This is a genomic window from Kitasatospora sp. NPDC089797, assembly GCF_040684795.1.
In the GTDB taxonomy this organism is placed as follows: Bacteria; Actinomycetota; Actinomycetes; order Streptomycetales; family Streptomycetaceae; genus Kitasatospora.
Genome location: NZ_JBFBGS010000011.1, coordinates 97,096 through 113,903 on the forward strand (window position 1 = coordinate 97,096; position 16,808 = coordinate 113,903).

14 protein-coding genes and 1 tRNA gene are annotated in these 16,808 nt (G+C 74.1%); 5 read left to right on the top strand and 10 right to left on the bottom strand.

Annotated elements, in window-relative coordinates; genetic code table 11:
- The first annotated feature begins 162 nt into the window (after positions 1-162).
- The 5 genes from AB0O91_RS11245 to AB0O91_RS11265 all read left to right on the top strand — a co-directional run bounded on the left by AB0O91_RS11245 (position 163) and on the right by AB0O91_RS11265 (position 7,164).
- Positions 163-236 (top strand) — tRNA-Thr (locus AB0O91_RS11245).
- A gap of 130 nt (positions 237-366) precedes the next feature.
- The gene (locus tag AB0O91_RS11250) at positions 367-1,143 is read left to right on the top strand and encodes a hypothetical protein (protein WP_363430293.1); all 777 of its coding nucleotides are present in this window, start codon (positions 367-369) and stop codon (positions 1,141-1,143) included.
- 30 nt (positions 1,144-1,173) lie between these two features.
- Positions 1,174-3,927: an SUMF1/EgtB/PvdO family nonheme iron enzyme gene (locus tag AB0O91_RS11255; RefSeq protein ID WP_363430295.1), complete on the top strand. Its 2,754-nt coding sequence runs from the start codon at positions 1,174-1,176 to the stop codon at positions 3,925-3,927.
- 70 nt (positions 3,928-3,997) lie between these two features.
- Positions 3,998-5,173 (top strand): phosphomethylpyrimidine synthase ThiC, encoded by a 1,176-nt coding sequence (locus AB0O91_RS11260; protein ID WP_363430297.1) that lies wholly within the window; start codon positions 3,998-4,000, stop codon positions 5,171-5,173.
- A gap of 98 nt (positions 5,174-5,271) precedes the next feature.
- A complete protein-coding gene (locus AB0O91_RS11265) occupies positions 5,272-7,164 on the top strand; it encodes a PEP/pyruvate-binding domain-containing protein (protein WP_363430299.1) in 1,893 nt (630 codons plus the stop codon).
- Between the two features lie 13 nt (positions 7,165-7,177).
- On the opposite strand, the gene AB0O91_RS11270 is transcribed toward AB0O91_RS11265, so the two are convergent.
- The 10 genes from AB0O91_RS11270 to AB0O91_RS11315 form a co-directional block, all read right to left on the bottom strand.
- On the bottom strand, positions 7,178-7,822 hold the full coding sequence (locus AB0O91_RS11270; protein WP_363430301.1) for a response regulator transcription factor: 645 nt from the start codon (positions 7,820-7,822) through the stop codon (positions 7,178-7,180).
- Complete coding sequence (locus AB0O91_RS11275) at positions 7,786-9,105, bottom strand: histidine kinase (protein WP_363430303.1); 1,320 nt, start codon at positions 9,103-9,105, stop codon at positions 7,786-7,788. Before AB0O91_RS11275 ends, AB0O91_RS11270 begins: the two co-directional genes overlap by 37 nt.
- Before the next feature lie 90 nt (positions 9,106-9,195).
- Complete coding sequence (locus AB0O91_RS11280; RefSeq protein WP_363430305.1) at positions 9,196-9,678, bottom strand: MaoC family dehydratase; 483 nt, start codon at positions 9,676-9,678, stop codon at positions 9,196-9,198.
- A gap of 137 nt (positions 9,679-9,815) precedes the next feature.
- A complete protein-coding gene (sbnB, locus tag AB0O91_RS11285) occupies positions 9,816-10,859 on the bottom strand; it encodes a 2,3-diaminopropionate biosynthesis protein SbnB (protein WP_363430307.1) in 1,044 nt (347 codons plus the stop codon).
- Positions 10,860-10,975: 116 nt separating this feature from the next.
- Entirely contained in the window at positions 10,976-12,760 is a 1,785-nt protein-coding gene (locus tag AB0O91_RS11290) for an NAD(P)/FAD-dependent oxidoreductase (RefSeq protein ID WP_363430309.1), read from the bottom strand.
- Between the two features lie 23 nt (positions 12,761-12,783).
- Positions 12,784-13,512, bottom strand: a complete 729-nt coding sequence (gene fabG / locus AB0O91_RS11295; protein ID WP_363430311.1) for a 3-oxoacyl-ACP reductase FabG — start codon at positions 13,510-13,512, stop codon at positions 12,784-12,786.
- The gene (locus AB0O91_RS11300; protein WP_363430313.1) at positions 13,509-14,672 is read right to left on the bottom strand and encodes a beta-ketoacyl synthase N-terminal-like domain-containing protein; all 1,164 of its coding nucleotides are present in this window, start codon (positions 14,670-14,672) and stop codon (positions 13,509-13,511) included. The genes fabG and AB0O91_RS11300 overlap by 4 nt, the downstream gene beginning before the upstream one ends.
- Positions 14,672-15,946, bottom strand: coding sequence for a beta-ketoacyl-[acyl-carrier-protein] synthase family protein (locus AB0O91_RS11305; RefSeq protein WP_363430315.1), 1,275 nt, complete (start codon positions 15,944-15,946; stop codon positions 14,672-14,674). The genes AB0O91_RS11300 and AB0O91_RS11305 overlap by 1 nt, the downstream gene beginning before the upstream one ends.
- Before the next feature lie 91 nt (positions 15,947-16,037).
- Entirely contained in the window at positions 16,038-16,286 is a 249-nt protein-coding gene (locus AB0O91_RS11310; protein WP_363430317.1) for an acyl carrier protein, read from the bottom strand.
- A gap of 265 nt (positions 16,287-16,551) precedes the next feature.
- The gene (locus AB0O91_RS11315) at positions 16,552-16,755 is read right to left on the bottom strand and encodes an MbtH family protein (RefSeq protein ID WP_363430319.1); all 204 of its coding nucleotides are present in this window, start codon (positions 16,753-16,755) and stop codon (positions 16,552-16,554) included.
- Between the last annotated feature and the right edge of the window lie 53 nt (positions 16,756-16,808).

Below are 16,808 nucleotides of genomic sequence, written 5' to 3' on the forward strand. Positions count from 1 at the left end.
GGAGGTGGGGAAGGGTGGCAGGGGGCGCTCATCGTAACGTCGTACCGGTGATCGACTGAAGCGAGATTCATCCGCCCCCTCTCCGCCCCCATCCGCCCCGGCTACGGATCACCTGCGAACCTGTGTAGACTGGCCCGCGTTGCCACCACACGTGGCGACGGTGCCGCCTTAGCTCAGTTGGCCAGAGCAACGCACTCGTAATGCGTAGGTCGCGGGTTCGAATCCCGCAGGCGGCTCAGATGTGGGAAGGCCCGGTCAGAGGTTCTGGCCGGGCCTTTTGCGTGGGGGCGGGGAGGCCGTTTGGTGGGGGGTGGGGGTGGTAGACCGTTGGGGGAGCGGGCTGGTGGGCGGTGAGGGGAGGGCCGCGTGCGGGTGTGGCGGGTGGCGGGGGACGGGGCGGGGTTCTTCGGGCGGGCCGGGGACGGGCGCGGGTTGAGCGGGTGCGTCGGGGTGGCGGAGGGGTCGGGGGAGGCGCTCCGGCTGGGGTTCGGGGGCGGTGGCGGGCACGTGCTGGTGGTCGGGCGGTCCGCGGAGGCGGCGCTCGGGATCCTGGCGATGATGCTGTTCGACCTGGCGACGCAGATCGTCGGGGCGGCCGACCGGGGGAGCGCGTACACGACGCCGCCGTTCAGCGTGATGGACTTCCACGGGGGCGAGGGGGCCCGGGTGTTCGGGGAGGCCGCGATGGCGCTGCCGTTGCCGGTGAAGCTGGAGCGGGCCACCGACACCGCGATGACGACGTTGAGCGACTTCCAGTACGAGTTGGGCCGGCGGGCGGAGCCGGGGGCGCCGCGGCCGGCGAAGTTCCTGTTCCTGTGCGGCTTGCAGTCCGCGCACGGGATCCGGTCCCGGGGGTCGTACGGGGAGGACGGGGTGAATCCCGGGGCGGCCCGGTTCGGGCGGCTGTTGCGGGAGGGGCCGGCCAACGCGCTGCACCTGGTGGCCTGGTGCAACAGCCTGGCCAACCTGGAGCTGACGGTGGCGGGCGGGCTCGGGTTCTTCCGGCACGTGATCGTGCTGGAGGGCGGGCCGGACGGCGGGGCGCGGTACACGGACGCGGTGGCGGGGCGGTCGGTGGCGGTGACGCCGTTCGGGCTGCCCTCGGCGCAGTGGTGCGAATCCTTTGCCCGGGGCCTCGGTTGAGGCGGGCACGGCTGATCGGGAGGGGGCCCGGTGCGGCACATCAAGGTCTTTCTGTCCTCGCCGTCGGACGTCCGGGAGGAGCGGGCGGTGCTGCGGAAGGTCATCAGCGACCTGCCGTACGACGCGTTCCTGCGCGGCCTGGTGGAGCTGGAGGAGGTCTCCTGGGACCGGCCGGGGGCCGGGGTCCCGCTGTTCGCCTCGCTGCCGCCGCAGGAGGCGGTGAACCGGGGGCTTCCGCGCCCCAGCGAGTGCGATGTCGTCGTCATCGTCCTGTGGAGCCGGATGGGCACCCCTCCGCACGTGCCCGCGTTCTCGGACGACGGCCGGGTCTACCGTTCCGGTACGGAGTGGGAGTTCTTCGACGCGGTCCGGGCCGAACGGCGGACCGGGCGCCCGAAGGTCCTGCTCTACCGCCGCACCGCCGACCTGTTCGTGTCGTTGAAGGACCCGGAGTTCGAGCAGAAGAGGTCCCAGCAGCAGCTGGTCGACGCCTTCGTCGCCGAGATCACGGACGCCGCGAACGGGATCCCGGTCGGGGTCAACCAGTACGTCGAACTCGGTGAGTTCAGACCGCTGGTGGAGAACCACCTGCGGCTGGTCGTCAAAGAGATCATGGATGAGGAGTTGACGTTGGAGACGGGCTCCGGAGCGCGCCGCGATTTCTCCCTCTCCCCGTTCCCCGGGCTGCGGCCGTTCACCGACGAGGAGTCGTTGGTGTTCTTCGGCCGGGAGCACGAGACGAGCGAGATCATCCAACGCCTCGGTGATCAGCGGCACCGCTTCCTGGCCGTCATCGGGGCGTCCGGGATCGGGAAGTCCTCGCTGGTCAACGCGGGTGTGATGCCGGCGCTGCGGGCCGGGGCCATCCCCGGGGCGGAGAGCTGGCGGGTGCTGCGCTTCACCCCGGGCGAGATCGAGGGCGACCCGTTCCTGGCGCTGGCCGCGAAGCTGTCCGAGCACGGCCGGACGCCCTGGCCGGTCACCCCCGCGGAGCTCGCCCGGGAGCTGGAGCGGGATCCGGCGGGCGTCGGCCGGGCCGTCGACCGGGCGCTGGCCGGAGTGCCCTCGTGGGCCCGACTGCTGGTGGTCGTCGACCAGTTCGAGGAGCTCTTCGGCTCCGGGGTCGAGGAGGACCGGCGGGCCCGCTTCGTCGAACTGCTCACCGCGGTGGTGGCGGCCGAGCGGGCGATCGTGCTGGTCACCCTGCGGGCGGACTTCTACGCCCACTGCCTGAACCACCAGCAACTCGCCGAACTGCTGCGCACCGGCTCCTTCCCGCTCGGCGGGGTCGGCCTCGGGGCGCTCTACCGGATGATCGCCCGCCCGGCCGAGATCGCCGGGCTGCAGTACGAGGGGGACCTCGCCGAGCGCATCCTGGAGGACGCCGGGGCCGAGCCGGGGAGTCTGGCGCTGATGGCCTTCGCGCTCAACGCGGTCTGGCAGCACGTCAGTTCGGACGGACTGCTGCTGCTCGCCGAGTACCGGCGGATCGGCGGGATCCGCGGCGCCGTGGCCACCCGGGCCGAGGAGATCTTCGACGAACTGGCCGAGGCCGACCGGGAGCAGCTGCCCGCGCTGTTCCGGAAGCTCACCGACGTGAGCGAGTCGGACGCGCCGGTGCGCCGGCGGGCGAAGCTGGCCGGCCTCTCGGCCGACCCGGCGACCCGCCGACTGGTCGATCTCCTGGTTCGGGCACGGCTGTTGGTGGTCAGCGACGACGAGTACCGCGAGCCGACCGTGGAGGTCGCCCACGAGGCGCTGTTCGGCTCCTGGCCGCGGCTGGCCGAGTGGATCCAGCAGACCCAGGACGACCTCACCCTGCTGCGCCAGCTGCGCCGGGCGGCGGTGGACTGGGTGAAGGCCGACCGCCCCGCCTCCTTCCTCTGGCCGCACGAGCGGCTCGTCCTGGTCGAGGCGATGCTGCGCAACCTGGACCCCGAACTCGACCGGGAGGTCGAGACGTTCATCGTCCCGGAGGCGGTCCGCATCCTGGCCGAGAGCGCCGAGCCGGCGACCAGCCACCAGCGCCGGGCGAGCCTCGGCGACCGGCTCTGCGAGATCGGCGACCCCCGGCCCGGGGTCGGGCTGGACGCCGACGGGCTGCCGGAGATCCGGTGGTGCGAGGTGCCGGGCGGCCGGGTCCGGCTGCGGGACGTCGGCGAGGTCGACGTCCCCGGCTTCCGGCTGGCGGCGTACCCGGTGACCCACCGGCAGTACCGGGCCTTCCTGGACGACCCGGGGGGCTTCGCCGATCCGCGCTGGTTCGAGGGCCTGGCGGTGCGGCCGGACGGCCCGGGCGGTCAGTTCCGCAAGCTCGGCAACCACCCGGCGGAGAACGTCTCCTGGTACGACGCGGTGGCCTTCTGCCGGTGGTTCGGCGCCCGGACCGGCACCGAGGTGCGGCTGCCGGCCGACTGGGAGTGGCAGCTCGCCGCCGCGGGGCCCGGGGACGGGAGCGGCTACGCCTGGGGCGGCGGCTGGGAGGACGCCCGGGCCAACCTGCTGGAGAGCGGCCTGGGCCGGACGGTCGCGGTCGGCCTCTACCCCGACGGTGCCACCGGCGCGGGCGTGCACGACCTGCACGGCAACGTCTGGGAGTGGTGCCGCAACCTGCTGTCCGACGCCGGCGGGGCCGCGACGGACCACGGGTCGACCGGCGCGCGGGTCGTCCGGGGCGGGTCCTGGCTGGTCTCCCGGTCCTTCGCCCGGTCCACCTTCCGCGGCTGGGACGATCCCGAACTGCGCTACCCGGGCCTCGGGTTCAGGCTGCTGAGCGCAAGCTGAGCGGTCGCACCCGCCGCGGGCCCACCGACCTTCGCACGTCCGTACGCCGGTTCGATCGGGAGGGGAACTCATGGACGCCGGAGCCCAGGCCAGGTCCTTTCTGTTGCGCAACGACGCCCACGCCGTCGACGGGGTCGTCTTGGGGCGGCCCCACCCCGCGGTGCTCGGGGTGATCATCGGGGTCACCCCCGGCGAGACCACGCCGGAGACCGAGTACGCGAAGGCGGTGCGCGCCGTCGCCCAGGGGGCGCACACGCTCACCGACGTCACCACCGACGGCGGTCCGACGCTGCGCCGCCGCGTCCTGGAGAGCCTGAACACGGTCTACGGGACGGTGCCCACCTACGAGGTCTTCCGCAGGATCCGGCGCGGCCGGCAGGCCCCGCGGGACGCGGTGCTGGCGGTGCTGGAGGAACAGGCGGCCGAGGGGGTGGACTTCTTCACCGTCCACGCCTCCGCCACCCCGGAGCAGGCCCGGGCGCTCGGGGCCTCGGACCGCGTCATCCCGGTCACCAGCCGGGGCGGCGCCATGATGGTCGAGGTGATGGACGCCCTGGGCGTCGGCAACCCGTACGCCGAGTGCTTCGACGAGGTGCTGGACCTGTGCCGGGCCACCGGCGCCGCGCTCAGCCTCGCCGGGACGTTCCGGCCCGGGAGCATCGCGGACGCCCTGGACGCGACCCACCTGGCCGAGGTGGAGGTGCAGGCCGGGCTGGTGCGGCGGGCCCACGCGAAGGGGGTGAAGGTCTCGGTCGAGCTGGTCAACCACGTGCCGGTCCACCTCATCCCGGCCTACTGCGCGCTGGGGCGGGAGCGGCTGGACGGTGCGCCGTTCGGGGCGCTGGGGCCCTCCCCGACGGACATCGCGATCACCCACGACCACGTGGCCGGGGCGATCGGGGCGACCACCGCGGCGCTGCACGGCACCTCCTGGGTGACCTGTGTGACCGCCGGGGAGCACTGCCGGATCCCGGACGCCGAGGACATCGTGACGGCGGTCAAGTACTTCCAGATCGCCCTGCACATCGCCGAGGTGGGCCGCACCGGGGACGTCGCCCGGGACGCCAAGCTCTCCCGGGCGCGCAACGACAACGACTGGACGGCCATGGCCGAACTCGCCGTCCACCCGGCCGACGCCCAGGAGTTGGTGGCGCGGCAGGGCTACCACCACGGCGAGGCGTGCACGATGTGCCGGGGCACCTGCCCGCTCGTCCGGGGCAAGGCGATCCGGGCCCGGCAGGGTTGACCGGCCGGCCGAACCCGGCTGCCGCGCAAGGCCGTTCGGCCGTGTCAGACTCACCGCGACGGCGGTGTGGTCCGGTGCTGTGACCCGAGGGGATGCCCATGATCGGCGCGGTTCGGTGGAGTGCGGAGTTCGCGGAGCTGCCCGTGGCGGCGATCGGCGGCAAGGCCAAGGGCCTGGGCACGCTGATCGCCGCCGGGCTGCCGGTGCCGGCGGCCTTCTGCGTCACCGTGGCGGCCCGCCGGGCGGCCCTGGCCGGCGCCGGGGCGGAGGTGGACGGGGAGATCCGGCGGGCGCTGGCCGGACTGCGGGCCGCCGGGGCGGACTCCTTCGCCGTCCGGTCCTCGTACCTGTCGGAGGACACCGCCGGGGCGCTCTCGCCCGGGGTCTACCGCAGCGAGGTCGGGCTCGGCGGGGACGAGGAGGTCCTCGCCGCGGTGCGCCGGGTCTGGGGCTCGGCCGGTTCCGCCGCGGCCGTGGACTACCGGCGGGCCATGGGGCTGGCCGGCGACGAGGACGCCATGGCGGTGATCGTCCAGCGGGCCGTCCCGGCCCTGGCCGGCGGGGTGGTCTACACGCTGCCGCCCGGCGGGGACCCGGCGACGGTGCTGATCGAGTACGCGGCCGGGGCCCCCGGGAACGTGACCGACAACCTGGTGCCGCCGCTGCGGAGCGTGCTGGGCAAGCGCGACCGGTCCGCACCGGCGGTCCCCGAGGACGGCCCGGTGAGCGGGGAGCGGCTGCGGACGCTGGCCGACTGGGCGGCCGGCCTGGAACGGGAGCTGGACGGCCCGCTCGACCTCGAATGGCTGCTGGACGGCGCCGGGGAGCTGTTCCTGCTGCAGGCCCGGCGGCTGCCCCACCCCGTCACCGCGGCCGCGCCGCCGTACGTCGCCCCGGCGGTCGGGACGGCGCTGCGCAGCGACAAGCTGCGGCCCTTCCGGCTGCGCGGGCAGGTCGAGTTGAACACCGTGGAGGCCGACCTGGTGCTGCCCTCGGCCTTCGCCGCGTACCGGGCCACCGGGCGGGTGCCCGGGGAGTGCCGGGAGGTGTTCGCCCGGTACGCGGCCCGCGGGCCGGTGTCGGTGCGGTCGGTCTACTGGTCGGCGCTCGGCTCGGGGGACATGCTCCCGCAGTCGCCGCTGCTGACCTCGGTGGCCGACTTCGAGGCGCACCTGGAGCACTACTGGCGCTACGTGCTGGAGCACGGCAAGGCCGACTACTCGGCCGAGGTCGCCCTGCTGGTGGCCAACTGGACCGACCTGCGGGCCTCGGTGATCGCGACCGCCGGGACGGACGGCCGGATCGAGATCGGCGCGCTGTACGGCCAGTTGGAGGGGCTGGAGAGCTGCGCCCACGACCGGTACACGGTGGCGGCGGGCCCGCTGCGGACCGAACGGGCCGACGTGCCGCACAAGCCGGTGGCGGTGACGGAGCCGCGCCGTCCGCCGCGGCCGCTGCCCGCGGAACTGCGCGACCGGCGGGTGCTGGACCGGCGGGAGGTCCGCGCGGTGGCCGCGACGACGGCGCGGCTGGCGGAACGGCTGGGGCCGGTGCGGGTCGAGCTGCTGGTGCTCAACGGCACCGGGGACGCCGCCGAGCGGGTGGTCGCCTGGCAGGTCACCGAGCTGCGGGAGACGGCCGGGCTGCGCTACTTCCGGGTGCGCCCGGCCGGGGCCGGCGGCGCGGGCCCGGAAGCGGTCGCCTCCGGGCGGCTGACCGTCCTCGGGGCGCCGGCCGACCTCGGGGCGCTGGACGGCGCGGGGGAGCGGGTGGTCGCGCCCGACTTCGAGCGGTTGGACCTGCGGGATCCGGAGCTGGTCGGGGCGGTCGCCGGGGCGCTGCGGGCGGCCGGCCACCCGGTGCTGCTCCGGGGCAGCGTGCTGTCGCACTTCGCGGCGCTGCTGCGGGAGTACCGGGTGCCGGTGTACCCGGTGAACGCGGTGCCGGCCGGGCTCGGTGACGGGGACCCGGTCGAGGTGCTGCCGGACTGAGCGGGCCGGGCGGCTACTGGTCGAGGTAGGCGAGGACGGCGAGGACGCGGCGGTTGTCGCCGTCGGTGGGGAGGAGGTTGAGCTTGGTGAAGATGTTGCTGATGTGCTTGGCGACGGCCTTCTCGGTGATGAAGAGGCCCTGGGCGATGCCGGCGTTGGAGCGGCCCTGGGCGACCCATTCGAGGACTTCGCGTTCGCGGGTGGAGAGGGCGGCGACGGATTCGTCGCGCTCCTTGCGGATGAGGAGCTGGGAGATGACCTCGGGGTCCATGGCGGTGCCGCCGTCGGCGACCCGGCGGATCGAGTCGAGGAACTGGGAGCCGTTGGTGACGCGGTCCTTGAGCATGTAGCCGACGCCGCGGCCGCCGCTGGCGAGGAGTTCCCGGGCGTAGAGGGGTTCGACGTACTGGGAGAGCAGGAGGACGGGGAGGCCGGGCATGGTGCGGCGGGCGGTGAGGACGGCGCGCAGGCCCTCGTCGGTGAAGTTGGGCGGCAGCCGGACGTCGACGACGGCGACGTCCGGCCGGTGTTCGGTGAGGGCGCGGAGGAGGTCGGCGCCGTTGTCGACGGCGGCGGCCACCTCGTGGCCGTAGGCCTGGAGGAGGCGGATCAGGCCGTCCCTCAGGAGGAAGTGGTCTTCGGCGAGGACAATGCGCACGGGAGCTCCATGGTGACCATGGTGGGGCCGTTGAGGGGGCTGCTGACGGCGAGGACGCCGTCGAAGGTGGCGAGCCGCCGTTCGATGCCGCGCAGGCCGGTGCCGCGGGTGGCGTCCGCTCCGCCGCGGCCGGTGTCCGTGACGGTGATGCGCAGCATGCCGTGATCGTAGCGAATGTCGATCCAGGCGCGGTCGGCGTGGGAGTGCTTGGAGACGTTGGTGAGGATCTCCGAGATGGCGAAGTAGGCGGCCGACTCGACGGGCATCTCGGGGCGGCCGGGGAGGTCCACCGCGACCTCGGTGGGGACCGGGCAGACCATCGCCAGCGCCCGTACCGCGTCGGCGAGTCCGCGGTCGGCGAGAACCGGCGGGTGGATGCCGCGGACCAGGTTGCGGATCTCCTCCAGGGCCTTGGAGGAGGACTCCCGGGCCTCGATCAGCAGGGCGCGGACGGCGTCCGGGTTGGTCTCCAGCAGGTGTTCGGCGGCGTCCAGGGTCATGCCCATCGCGACCAGCCGGGCCTGGGCGCCGTCGTGCAGGTCGCGTTCGATCCGGCGGATCTCGGCCATCTGGGTGTCCACCGCGGTGGAGCGGGTGGTGGTGAGGTGCTCGATCCGGCTGGCCATCAGCTCCTGCTCGCTGGGGGCGAGCATCGACCGGGTGTAGAGGGCGTGCCGGCGCACCGCGCGGGGCGCGGCCCAGAGGGCGAGCGGGAGTTGGAGCACGCCGAGCACGCCGGCCAGCACGGCGGTGGCCTGGCCGTCGATCGGGATGAACTGGTACCAGAGGCCGTCCCACTCGAGGGACAGCGGGACGCCGAAGAAGGCCAGGAAGACGCCCCAGAGGCCGCTGAGGACCAGGGCGAGCGGACCGAAGGCGAGCAGGCCGCCGGCGACCGGGTCGGTCAGCAGCCAGGTGAACTCCCGCCGGGTCTGCGGGTCGCCCATGATCCAGCGGTAGCGGGCGATCGTCCCGGTGGCGCCCTCGGGGGCGGGCGGCAGCGGTCCGGGCGGCCCGGGGATCCGCACGCCCGACCAGTCCTCGGCGAAGCCGCGCTGACGGGCCGCCAGGGCGCGCACCCGCTCCATCGACCGGGGGACCAGGCCGAGGCCCGGGCCGATCAGGGAGATCGCGGTGGTGAGCGCGAGCGAGCGGCCGAAGGCGGCGACCGACATCCAGCAGAGCGTCAGCGCGCGCCGTAGTCCGACGAGTCCGGCGGCGGCGGAGAAGCCCCTGATCTCGACCGGTGCCGGGTCCGACCCGAGCTGCATCGTGCGGTCCATGGCCGCGCTCCTCTCTGGTGCCTTCGTGCTGCCCGGCCGTGGTGGCCGTGGGACCATTCTGGCGGGGCCGGGGCGACGAAATCGGTAGTACTAACTCCCCTCTTGGACCGCGGGGTTCGGGTGGGCGAGGAAGAGCGACAGGGTGTCCGCCACGCAGGCCGCCCGGGGCTCGCCCTCGATCTCCACGGTCATCCGCACCGCGGCCAGGTGGCCCATCGGGGTCTCCCGCACGCTGGTGACCCGGGCCCCGCCGCGGACCCGGGTGCCGACCTTCACCGGGTGCGGGAAACGGACCTTGTCCAGACCGAAGTTGACGCCCATGGTGACGTCCTCGATCTCGAAGATGGCGCGCATCATCGCGGGCAGCAGGCCGAGCGTCATGTAGCCGTGCACGATGGTGGCGCCGAACGGGCCGGTGGCCGCGCGCTCCGGGTCCACGTGGATCCACTGGAGGTCGCCGGTCGCCCCGGCGAACCGGTCCACGCTGTCCTGGGTGACTTCGAGCCATTCGCTGTAGCCGAGGTGCTCGCCGGTCGCCTCGGTGAACTCGGCCAGGGTCGCAAAGGATCTCATGGGGTGATTCTCCGCCCCGCCTGCTGACGCTCAACTGACGCGCGGCTGACGGCGGATGGGCGGGTGCGTGGCGGACGGGCGGGGGCGTGGCGGATGCCCGCCCCGGGGGCCGGGGCGGGCATCCGGGGCGGGCCCGGTCAGCCGTAGCGCTTGAGCTCGTGGAAGAAGCCGGGGACGGTGTGCAGCTGTCCGGCGGCCAGGACGTGGTCGTAGACGTGCTTGGCGACGGCGAGGTCCAGCACCCCGAGGCCGAACGGCGAGAACACCACGGTCTGTTCGGCGGGCGGGGTGATCGCGCCGGTGAGCACCTCGTGCAGCGTGCCGGCCACGAACTCCCGGTGGCCGACGCGCTGTTCGGCGAGGTGCGGGGAGGTACCGGCCTTCAGGCAGTGCTCGACGTCGTCGACCACGTTCCACGCGCCGAGGACGATCTCCGGGGAGAGGTCGCGCAGCGAGACGTGCAGCACCAGCGGGTGGTGGGCGAACCAGGACGGGTCGGTGACGTGGGGTTCGCCGGCCACCGTGGCGAACACCAGCAGGTCCGCGGAGCGCACCAGGTCCTCGGGCTTCTCGTGGACGGTGACGGCGGGGCCGCCGTCGCCGGACCGGCGCAGGTAGTCGGCGAAGCCGTGCGCGTGGTCGGCGGCGAGGTCGTGCACCCCGGCCTCGGTGAACTCGAAGCCGTTGGCGACCAGGTAGGTGTGGACGTAGCGGGCGATCAGGCCTACCCCGAAGAAGCCGACCCGGCGCGGGCGTTCGCCGCGGGCGTCGGCCAGCCGGGCGGCGGCCAGGGCGGCGGAGGCGGCGGTCCGGGCCGCGCTGATGATGGAGCTCTCCAGGCAGGCGAAGGGGTAGCCGGTCTCCGCGTCGTTGAGGACCAGGACGGCCGAGGCGCGCGGCAGCCCGGCCGCCACGTTCCCCGGGAAGCTGGAGATCCACTTGACGCCGTGCACCCCGACCCCGCCCTTGACCGAGGCGGGCAGGGCGATGATCCGGTCGGCCGGGCGGTCCGGGAAGCGCAGGAAGTACGAGTCCGGGTTCACGGTCTGCCCCTCGCCGTGCAGCCGGTACGCGGCCTCGACGGTGGCGACGACGTCCCGTTCCCGGCCGTGCAGCGCCTCGTGCACCTGGGAGCCGGGGATCACGGCGAAGGTGGGGGCCTGGGCGGCGGCATGGGTCATGGCAACACTGCTCCTGTCGGGAGACGGGCGTCGGGAGATGGGCGTCGGGTCACGGACGTCGCGAGGCGGGCGTCGGGCGTCGGGTCACGGACGTCGGGAGGCGGGCGGAGAGGGGTTCAGCCGATCCGGGCGAGGCCCTTGGCGTCCCGCCGGGCCCGGCCGCGGGAGACCAGCAGCGGGTCCCAGCCCGGGCCGCGGACGGGCAGCCGGGCCGGGTCGCCGAGCACCGCGCCGGCCGCCACCTCGGACAGCAGCGGGCGGCCCAGCAGCTGTCCGGCGGCGACCATCCCGGTGGTGGCGACGGCGTTCAGCCCGCTGCCGTAGCGGACGCTCTGGCCGACCACGTAGAGGCCGTCGACCTCCGTGCGGACGTCGGGCCGGCGGCCGATGCTGCCCCAGGTGGCCATGCCGTACGGGGTGCCGCCGGAACTGCGGGTGTAGCGCTCCTGGCTGAGCGGGCTGGCCAGTTCGAGGTGGCTGATGTGCTCGCGGAACGGGCCGATCACCTTCTCGGCGGTGGTCAGCATCAGTTCGGTGAACTGGCGCTTGCGGGCCAGGTAGGCGGCGTTGCGGCGGTACGGGGCGCCGTCGACCGCGCTCCCGCTCAGGCCCCAGAAGTCGTAGCCGGGCGGGCAGCCGGTCAGCAGCTGGAAGTTGCTGTGCCCGGGCGGGCAGACCGCGCCGGCGCCCGGGTCCTTGAGGGAGGCGAAGGAGAACATCAGGTGCGGCAGGGAGTCGAGCACGCCGTCGCGCTCCCAGCGGTCGACCATGGCGGCGTGCGCGGCCTCCAGGTCGTCGCTGTCGTGCCACCAGATGTTGGCGTTGGGCAGGCCCGGCAGTTCGGTGTCCAGTGCGACGTACAGCGCGACCACGGCGCCGCGCATGGTGGCGTCGCGGGTCCGCTCGACCACGTCGGCGGGGAAGGCCCGTTCGCCGCCGCACAGGTCGAGCACGGTGCGCCGGTAGTCGGCGTTGGAGATCACCAGCGGGGCGGACAGCCGGGTGCCGTCGGCGAGTTCCACGCCGGTGGCCCGCGGCGGCCGTCCGGCCCCGGCCCCGGCTCCGGCCTGACCGCCGCCGTCCCGGTCGGCGGCGCCCGGTTCGATCAGGATCCGGCGCACCTCGCAGCGGGTGCGCAGCTCGCCGCCGTACGCCTCCAGCGCCTCCACCAGGGCGGCCACCACGACCTGCCCGCCGCCCTCGGGGTAGTAGGCGCCGCGCAGGTAGTGGTCGAGCATGCCGACGTGCTCGCCGAAGGTGATGCCGGCCGGCATGGTGCCGTAGTTGCCGGCCTGGGCGGCCAGCAGGGTGCGGGCCCGGGCGGAGAGGCCGCAGTGGTCCAGGGCCTCGGCGAAGGTGCGGGTGCGGCGGGTCCAGCGCATGGTCTCCGGGGAGGCCCGGAACAGGTCGACCACGGACTTGCCGAGCAGGCCGTCCCGGTTGGCGCCGGCCACCGCCCGGGCCAGCTCGACGTAGCGGTCGATGCCCTCGGTCTCCTCGGGCAGCGCGGCGCACAGCCGGTCGCGGTAGGCGGCCCAGCCGGCCGGCACGTCCAGTGTGGCGGTGGGGGTGATGATCCGGTCGAAGCCGTGCTCGTTGTCCATCGGCCGGAAGGACACCCGGTCGCGGACGCCGAGTCCGGACAGGATCGCCGGGATGATGCCGTCCGGCCCGCAGTCACCGAGGTAGTGGGTGCCGACGTCGAACTCGTACTTGCGCCGGCGGCGGAAGACGTGGGCGTTGCCGCCCGCCACGTCGTGCTGTTCGAGGACGAGCACGCTGCGCCCGCCGGCGGCCAGGTAGGCCGCGCTGACCAGTCCGCCGAGGCCGCTGCCGACCACGATCACGTCGTACCGGCCGCCGCCGTCGCCGTCGGCTCTCGGCCCCTGCCCTGCGCGCATTTCCGCCCCCACTCGTCGGACCATCAGAACGTGCCGCCGCCGTGGATCTCGAAGACCGACCCGCTGATGTACGCCGCGCGGTCGGACAGCAGGAAGGAGACCAGGTCGGCAACCTCCTCGGGCTTGCCGACCCGACCGAGCGCGATGGTGCCCAGCATCCGCGCCACGGCGGCCTCGGACATGTCGCCGACCATGTCGGTGGCGATCAGCCCCGGGGCGACCACGTTGGCCCGGACGCCGCGCGGGCCGCACTCCTTGGCCAGGGACTTGGTGAACCCGATGATCCCGGCCTTCGAGGCGGCGTAGTTGGCCTGCCCGACGTTACCGTAAACACCGGACACCGACGAGAGGTTGACGATCACTCCGGTGCGGCGCTTGCTCATCGAGAAGGCCGCGGCGCGGCACACGTGGTAGACGCCGTCCAGGTTGGTGCGCAGCACCGCGTCCCAGTCCTGCTCCGGCATCAGGATCACCGGACGGTCCCTGGTGATGCCGGCCGAGGTGACCACGGCGTCGACCGGGCCGAGTTCGCGCTCGGTGCGGGTGTACCAGTCGCGGACCTCGGCGGCGTCCGCCACGTCGCAGCGGGTGGCGGTGATCCGGGTGCCGGACTTCCCGGCCTCCTCGACCAGGCGTTCGGCGGCCCCGGCGTCGGAGCGGTAGCAGAAGGCGACGTCGTAGCCGTCCTGGGCGAGCCGCAGCACGACGGCCCGGCCGATGCCCCGGGAGCCGCCGCTGACCAGGGCGATCATGCCGCGTCCCGGTGCGGGGCGAGCAGCCGCAGCACGGCGCAGCCCACCGCGCCGTCCCGGTCGATGGCGGTGACCAGGGCGGTCCGGCCGGCCGCGGCCGGCTCGGCCTCGGCGACCGCCAGCAGGGCCTGGATCTGGAAGGTGGCGGCGGCCGCGCTGGTGTCGCCGAGCAGCGTCATGGACGGGACGGCGGTGAGCGCGGCGGCCGGCAACAGTGCGGCCAGCGCGTCCTGTTCGGCCCGGCCGGCCGCGGTCTGCGCGGCGCTGGGGACGGCGGCCCACACCTCCTCGGCGGTGGCACCGGCCCGGGCCAGGGCGCGGCGCACGCAGGCGGTGACGGCGGCGCCTGGGTCGTCGTCGACGTCGACCCGGGTCTCGACCGCCAGCACGGCGGCGAGGGCCGGGCGTCGGGCGGTGCCGGCCGGTTCGACCACGAGCAGGCCGCAGCCCTCGCCGAGCAGCGGCGCCGGGTCGCCGGGGGCGACGGCGGCGTGCTCGAACCAGGCGTGGGCGGCGGAGAACTCCTCGGCGGAGCCCACCAGGTACCTGGTCGCCCGGCCCTGGCCGAGCAGCCGGCGGGCGTAGTTGAGCGCCAGCAGTCCGCTGACCCGGCCGCCCGCGAGGGTGGTGTTGGGGCCGACGAGGCCGTGCCGGATCGCGGTGGCGCCGGCGGCGTGGTTGAGGCTGCCGAAGGGGATCCGGCCGGCGTCCACGTGGAAGGGCAGCGCGTTGGTGTACGACTGCTTGAGGAAGTTGGTGACGTTCTCCAGGCTGCCCATCGAGATGCCGAGCACCACGCCGGTGCGCTCGTCGGTGGCCACCACCCGGTTGCCGTCCTCGTCGTTCAGCAGGCCGTCGGAGGCGACCAGGGTGAGCGCGGTGAGCCGGTCCATCTTGGCGGTGCCGGTGGGGCCGAGCAGGCCCTTGATGTCGAAGCCGGGCACCAGGCAGGCCTGGGGCGCGGGCAGCGGCCCGTACGCCTCGGGCGGCTCGGCGGCGGTCCGGGCGCCGGCCCGCAGGCCCTCGGCGAAGGCCCGGCGGGTCAGGCCGTACGGGGAGACGGCCGACCAGCCGGTGATGACGGGGGTGTCGGGGGCGAGGGGGGCCTCGGGGGCCGCGGGGTGCTCGCGGTGCTCGGGGGAGCGGGTGGCGGTGGTCATCAGCGGACTCGCTCTCCGTACGTGCCCAGGATCAGGATGGCGTTGTTGCCGGCGAAGGCGCTGGAGTTGTTCTCCACGATCCGGACCTCGGCGTCGACGGCCCGGTTGGGAACGACGTCCAGCGGGCAGTCCGGGTCGGTCTCCTGGTGGTTGATGGTCGGCGGGATGAACTGGTGCTCGATGGCGATGCCGCAGGCGATCGCGGCGAGTGCGCTGGCCGCTCCCATCGAGTGGCCGAGCATCGACTTCACCGCGACGGTGCGCGGCGGGCTGTCGCCGTACACGTCGAGGATCGCGGCGGACTCCGTCCGGTCGTTGGCCTTGGTGCCGGTGCCGTGCGCGGAGATGAAGTCGACCTCGTCGCGCTCGACCCCGGCGTCGGCCAGGGCCAGCCGGATGCCGCGGGCGATGCCGTCCCGGTTGGGGGCGGTGGCGTGGGCGGCGTCGCAGCTGAGGCCGTAGCCGAGCACCTCGGCGTAGATCCGGGCGCCCCGGGAGAGCGCGGACTCCAGGCTCTCCAGGACGAGGATGCCCGCGCCCTCACCGGTCAGGATGCCCTGGCGGTTGCGGTCGAACGGGCGGACCACGTCCGGGGTGAGCGCGCCGAAGCGCTTGAACAGGGCGAAGGCCTTGCGGCAGACGGCGTCGGCGCCGCCGCACAGCGCGATGTCCACCTCGCCGGAGCGGATCGCGTCCAGGCCGTAGCCGATCGCGTAGTTGCCGGCCGCGCAGGCGGTGGTGATGGTGGTCGGCTCGACGTTGGGCATCCGCAGCTCGCGGGCGATCGCGGTGCTCAGCCGGCCGGCGTTGATCCGGCGGGCCAGCACCGGGTCGATCGCCTTCGGGTCCCCGGCGGCGAGTTCCTGCTCGACCAGCAGCCCGATGTCGTGCGACTCGCCGTCGGTGGTGCCGACGCTGATCACGGCCTGGCGCTCACCGAGGTCGTCCTCGGTCAGCCCGGCGTCGTCCACCGCCATCCGGGCCGCCGCCACGGCGAACTGGCCGGCCCGGCCCACCTCCTGGAGCGGGACCCGGTGGATCCAGCGCTCCGGTTCGAAGTCCGGGACCTCGCAGGCGGTGTTCTGGCCGAAGCCGGTGGTGTCGAAGCGGGTGATCGGGCGGGCGCCGGAGCGCCCGGCCCGCAGCCCCGCGGTGTACTCCTCGACGCCCGTACCGATGCTGGAGATCGCCCCGAGGCCGGTGAGGACGACCCGGCGGCGCCCGGCCGGCGTGCCGGACCGGGGGGCCGCTGGTGACTGTGCGGTGGAGTTCATGGACCTCTCCTGGGGTTCCTCGAGCGGTGGACGGCGGGAGGGGCGGGTGCGGGGCGGGCGGCCGGTGCCAGGGCGGCCGGCGTGTGGGCGGCTACCAGCCGGCCGCGGCCGCCGTCACCTGGTAGGTGGTCGTCACGTTCACCATCTTCGGCAGCTCGTTCATGTCGATGACGATGGAGTACTCCATCTCCAGCGCGCTCAGCACGTCGATCAGCTTGAGCGAGTCGGCGCCCAACTCGTCGACGAACAAAGCGGTGTCGGAGAACTCGGTGTGCACGTCGATGTTCTCGGCGATGATTTCGCGGATACGGGTGAGGCGCTCCGGCGCAACCGTCGTCATGCTCGTTTCCTCCGTTTTCCAGATGCCCGGGAATCTGCTTCCGGCGAGAAAACTAATCAGCGCCGATGACGGGTCGATGACGTCCAACTGACCGTTCACTGACGGCAGTCGGGGGGTGGCAACGGGCCTGGTGGAGACCGGTCCCGGGGGAAACGGAAACGGCCGCCCGCCGCACCGGGTGGACGGGGGCTCCACGGTGCGGCGGGCGGTGTCGGCGGGGCCGGGGCGCCGGGGGTCGGGCAATTCCCGGGCGGGCGGCGGGTGTTCAGTCCTGGCGTTGCAGACTGAGCGGGCGCAGGTCGGTCCAGTTGGCCTCGATGTGGGCGACGGCGGCGGCCCGGTCGGTGGCGTCCAGCGCCACCGACCAGCCGGCCGGGACGGCGGCGAAGGACGGCCAGAGGGAGTGCTGGCCCTCCTCGTTGACCAGGACGAGGAAGGTGCCGTCTTCGCGGTCGAAGGGGTTCGCCATGCTGGTTCGCTCCTGTGGGTTCGTCCGTCGGGGTGCGGGGTGCGGGGTGCGGG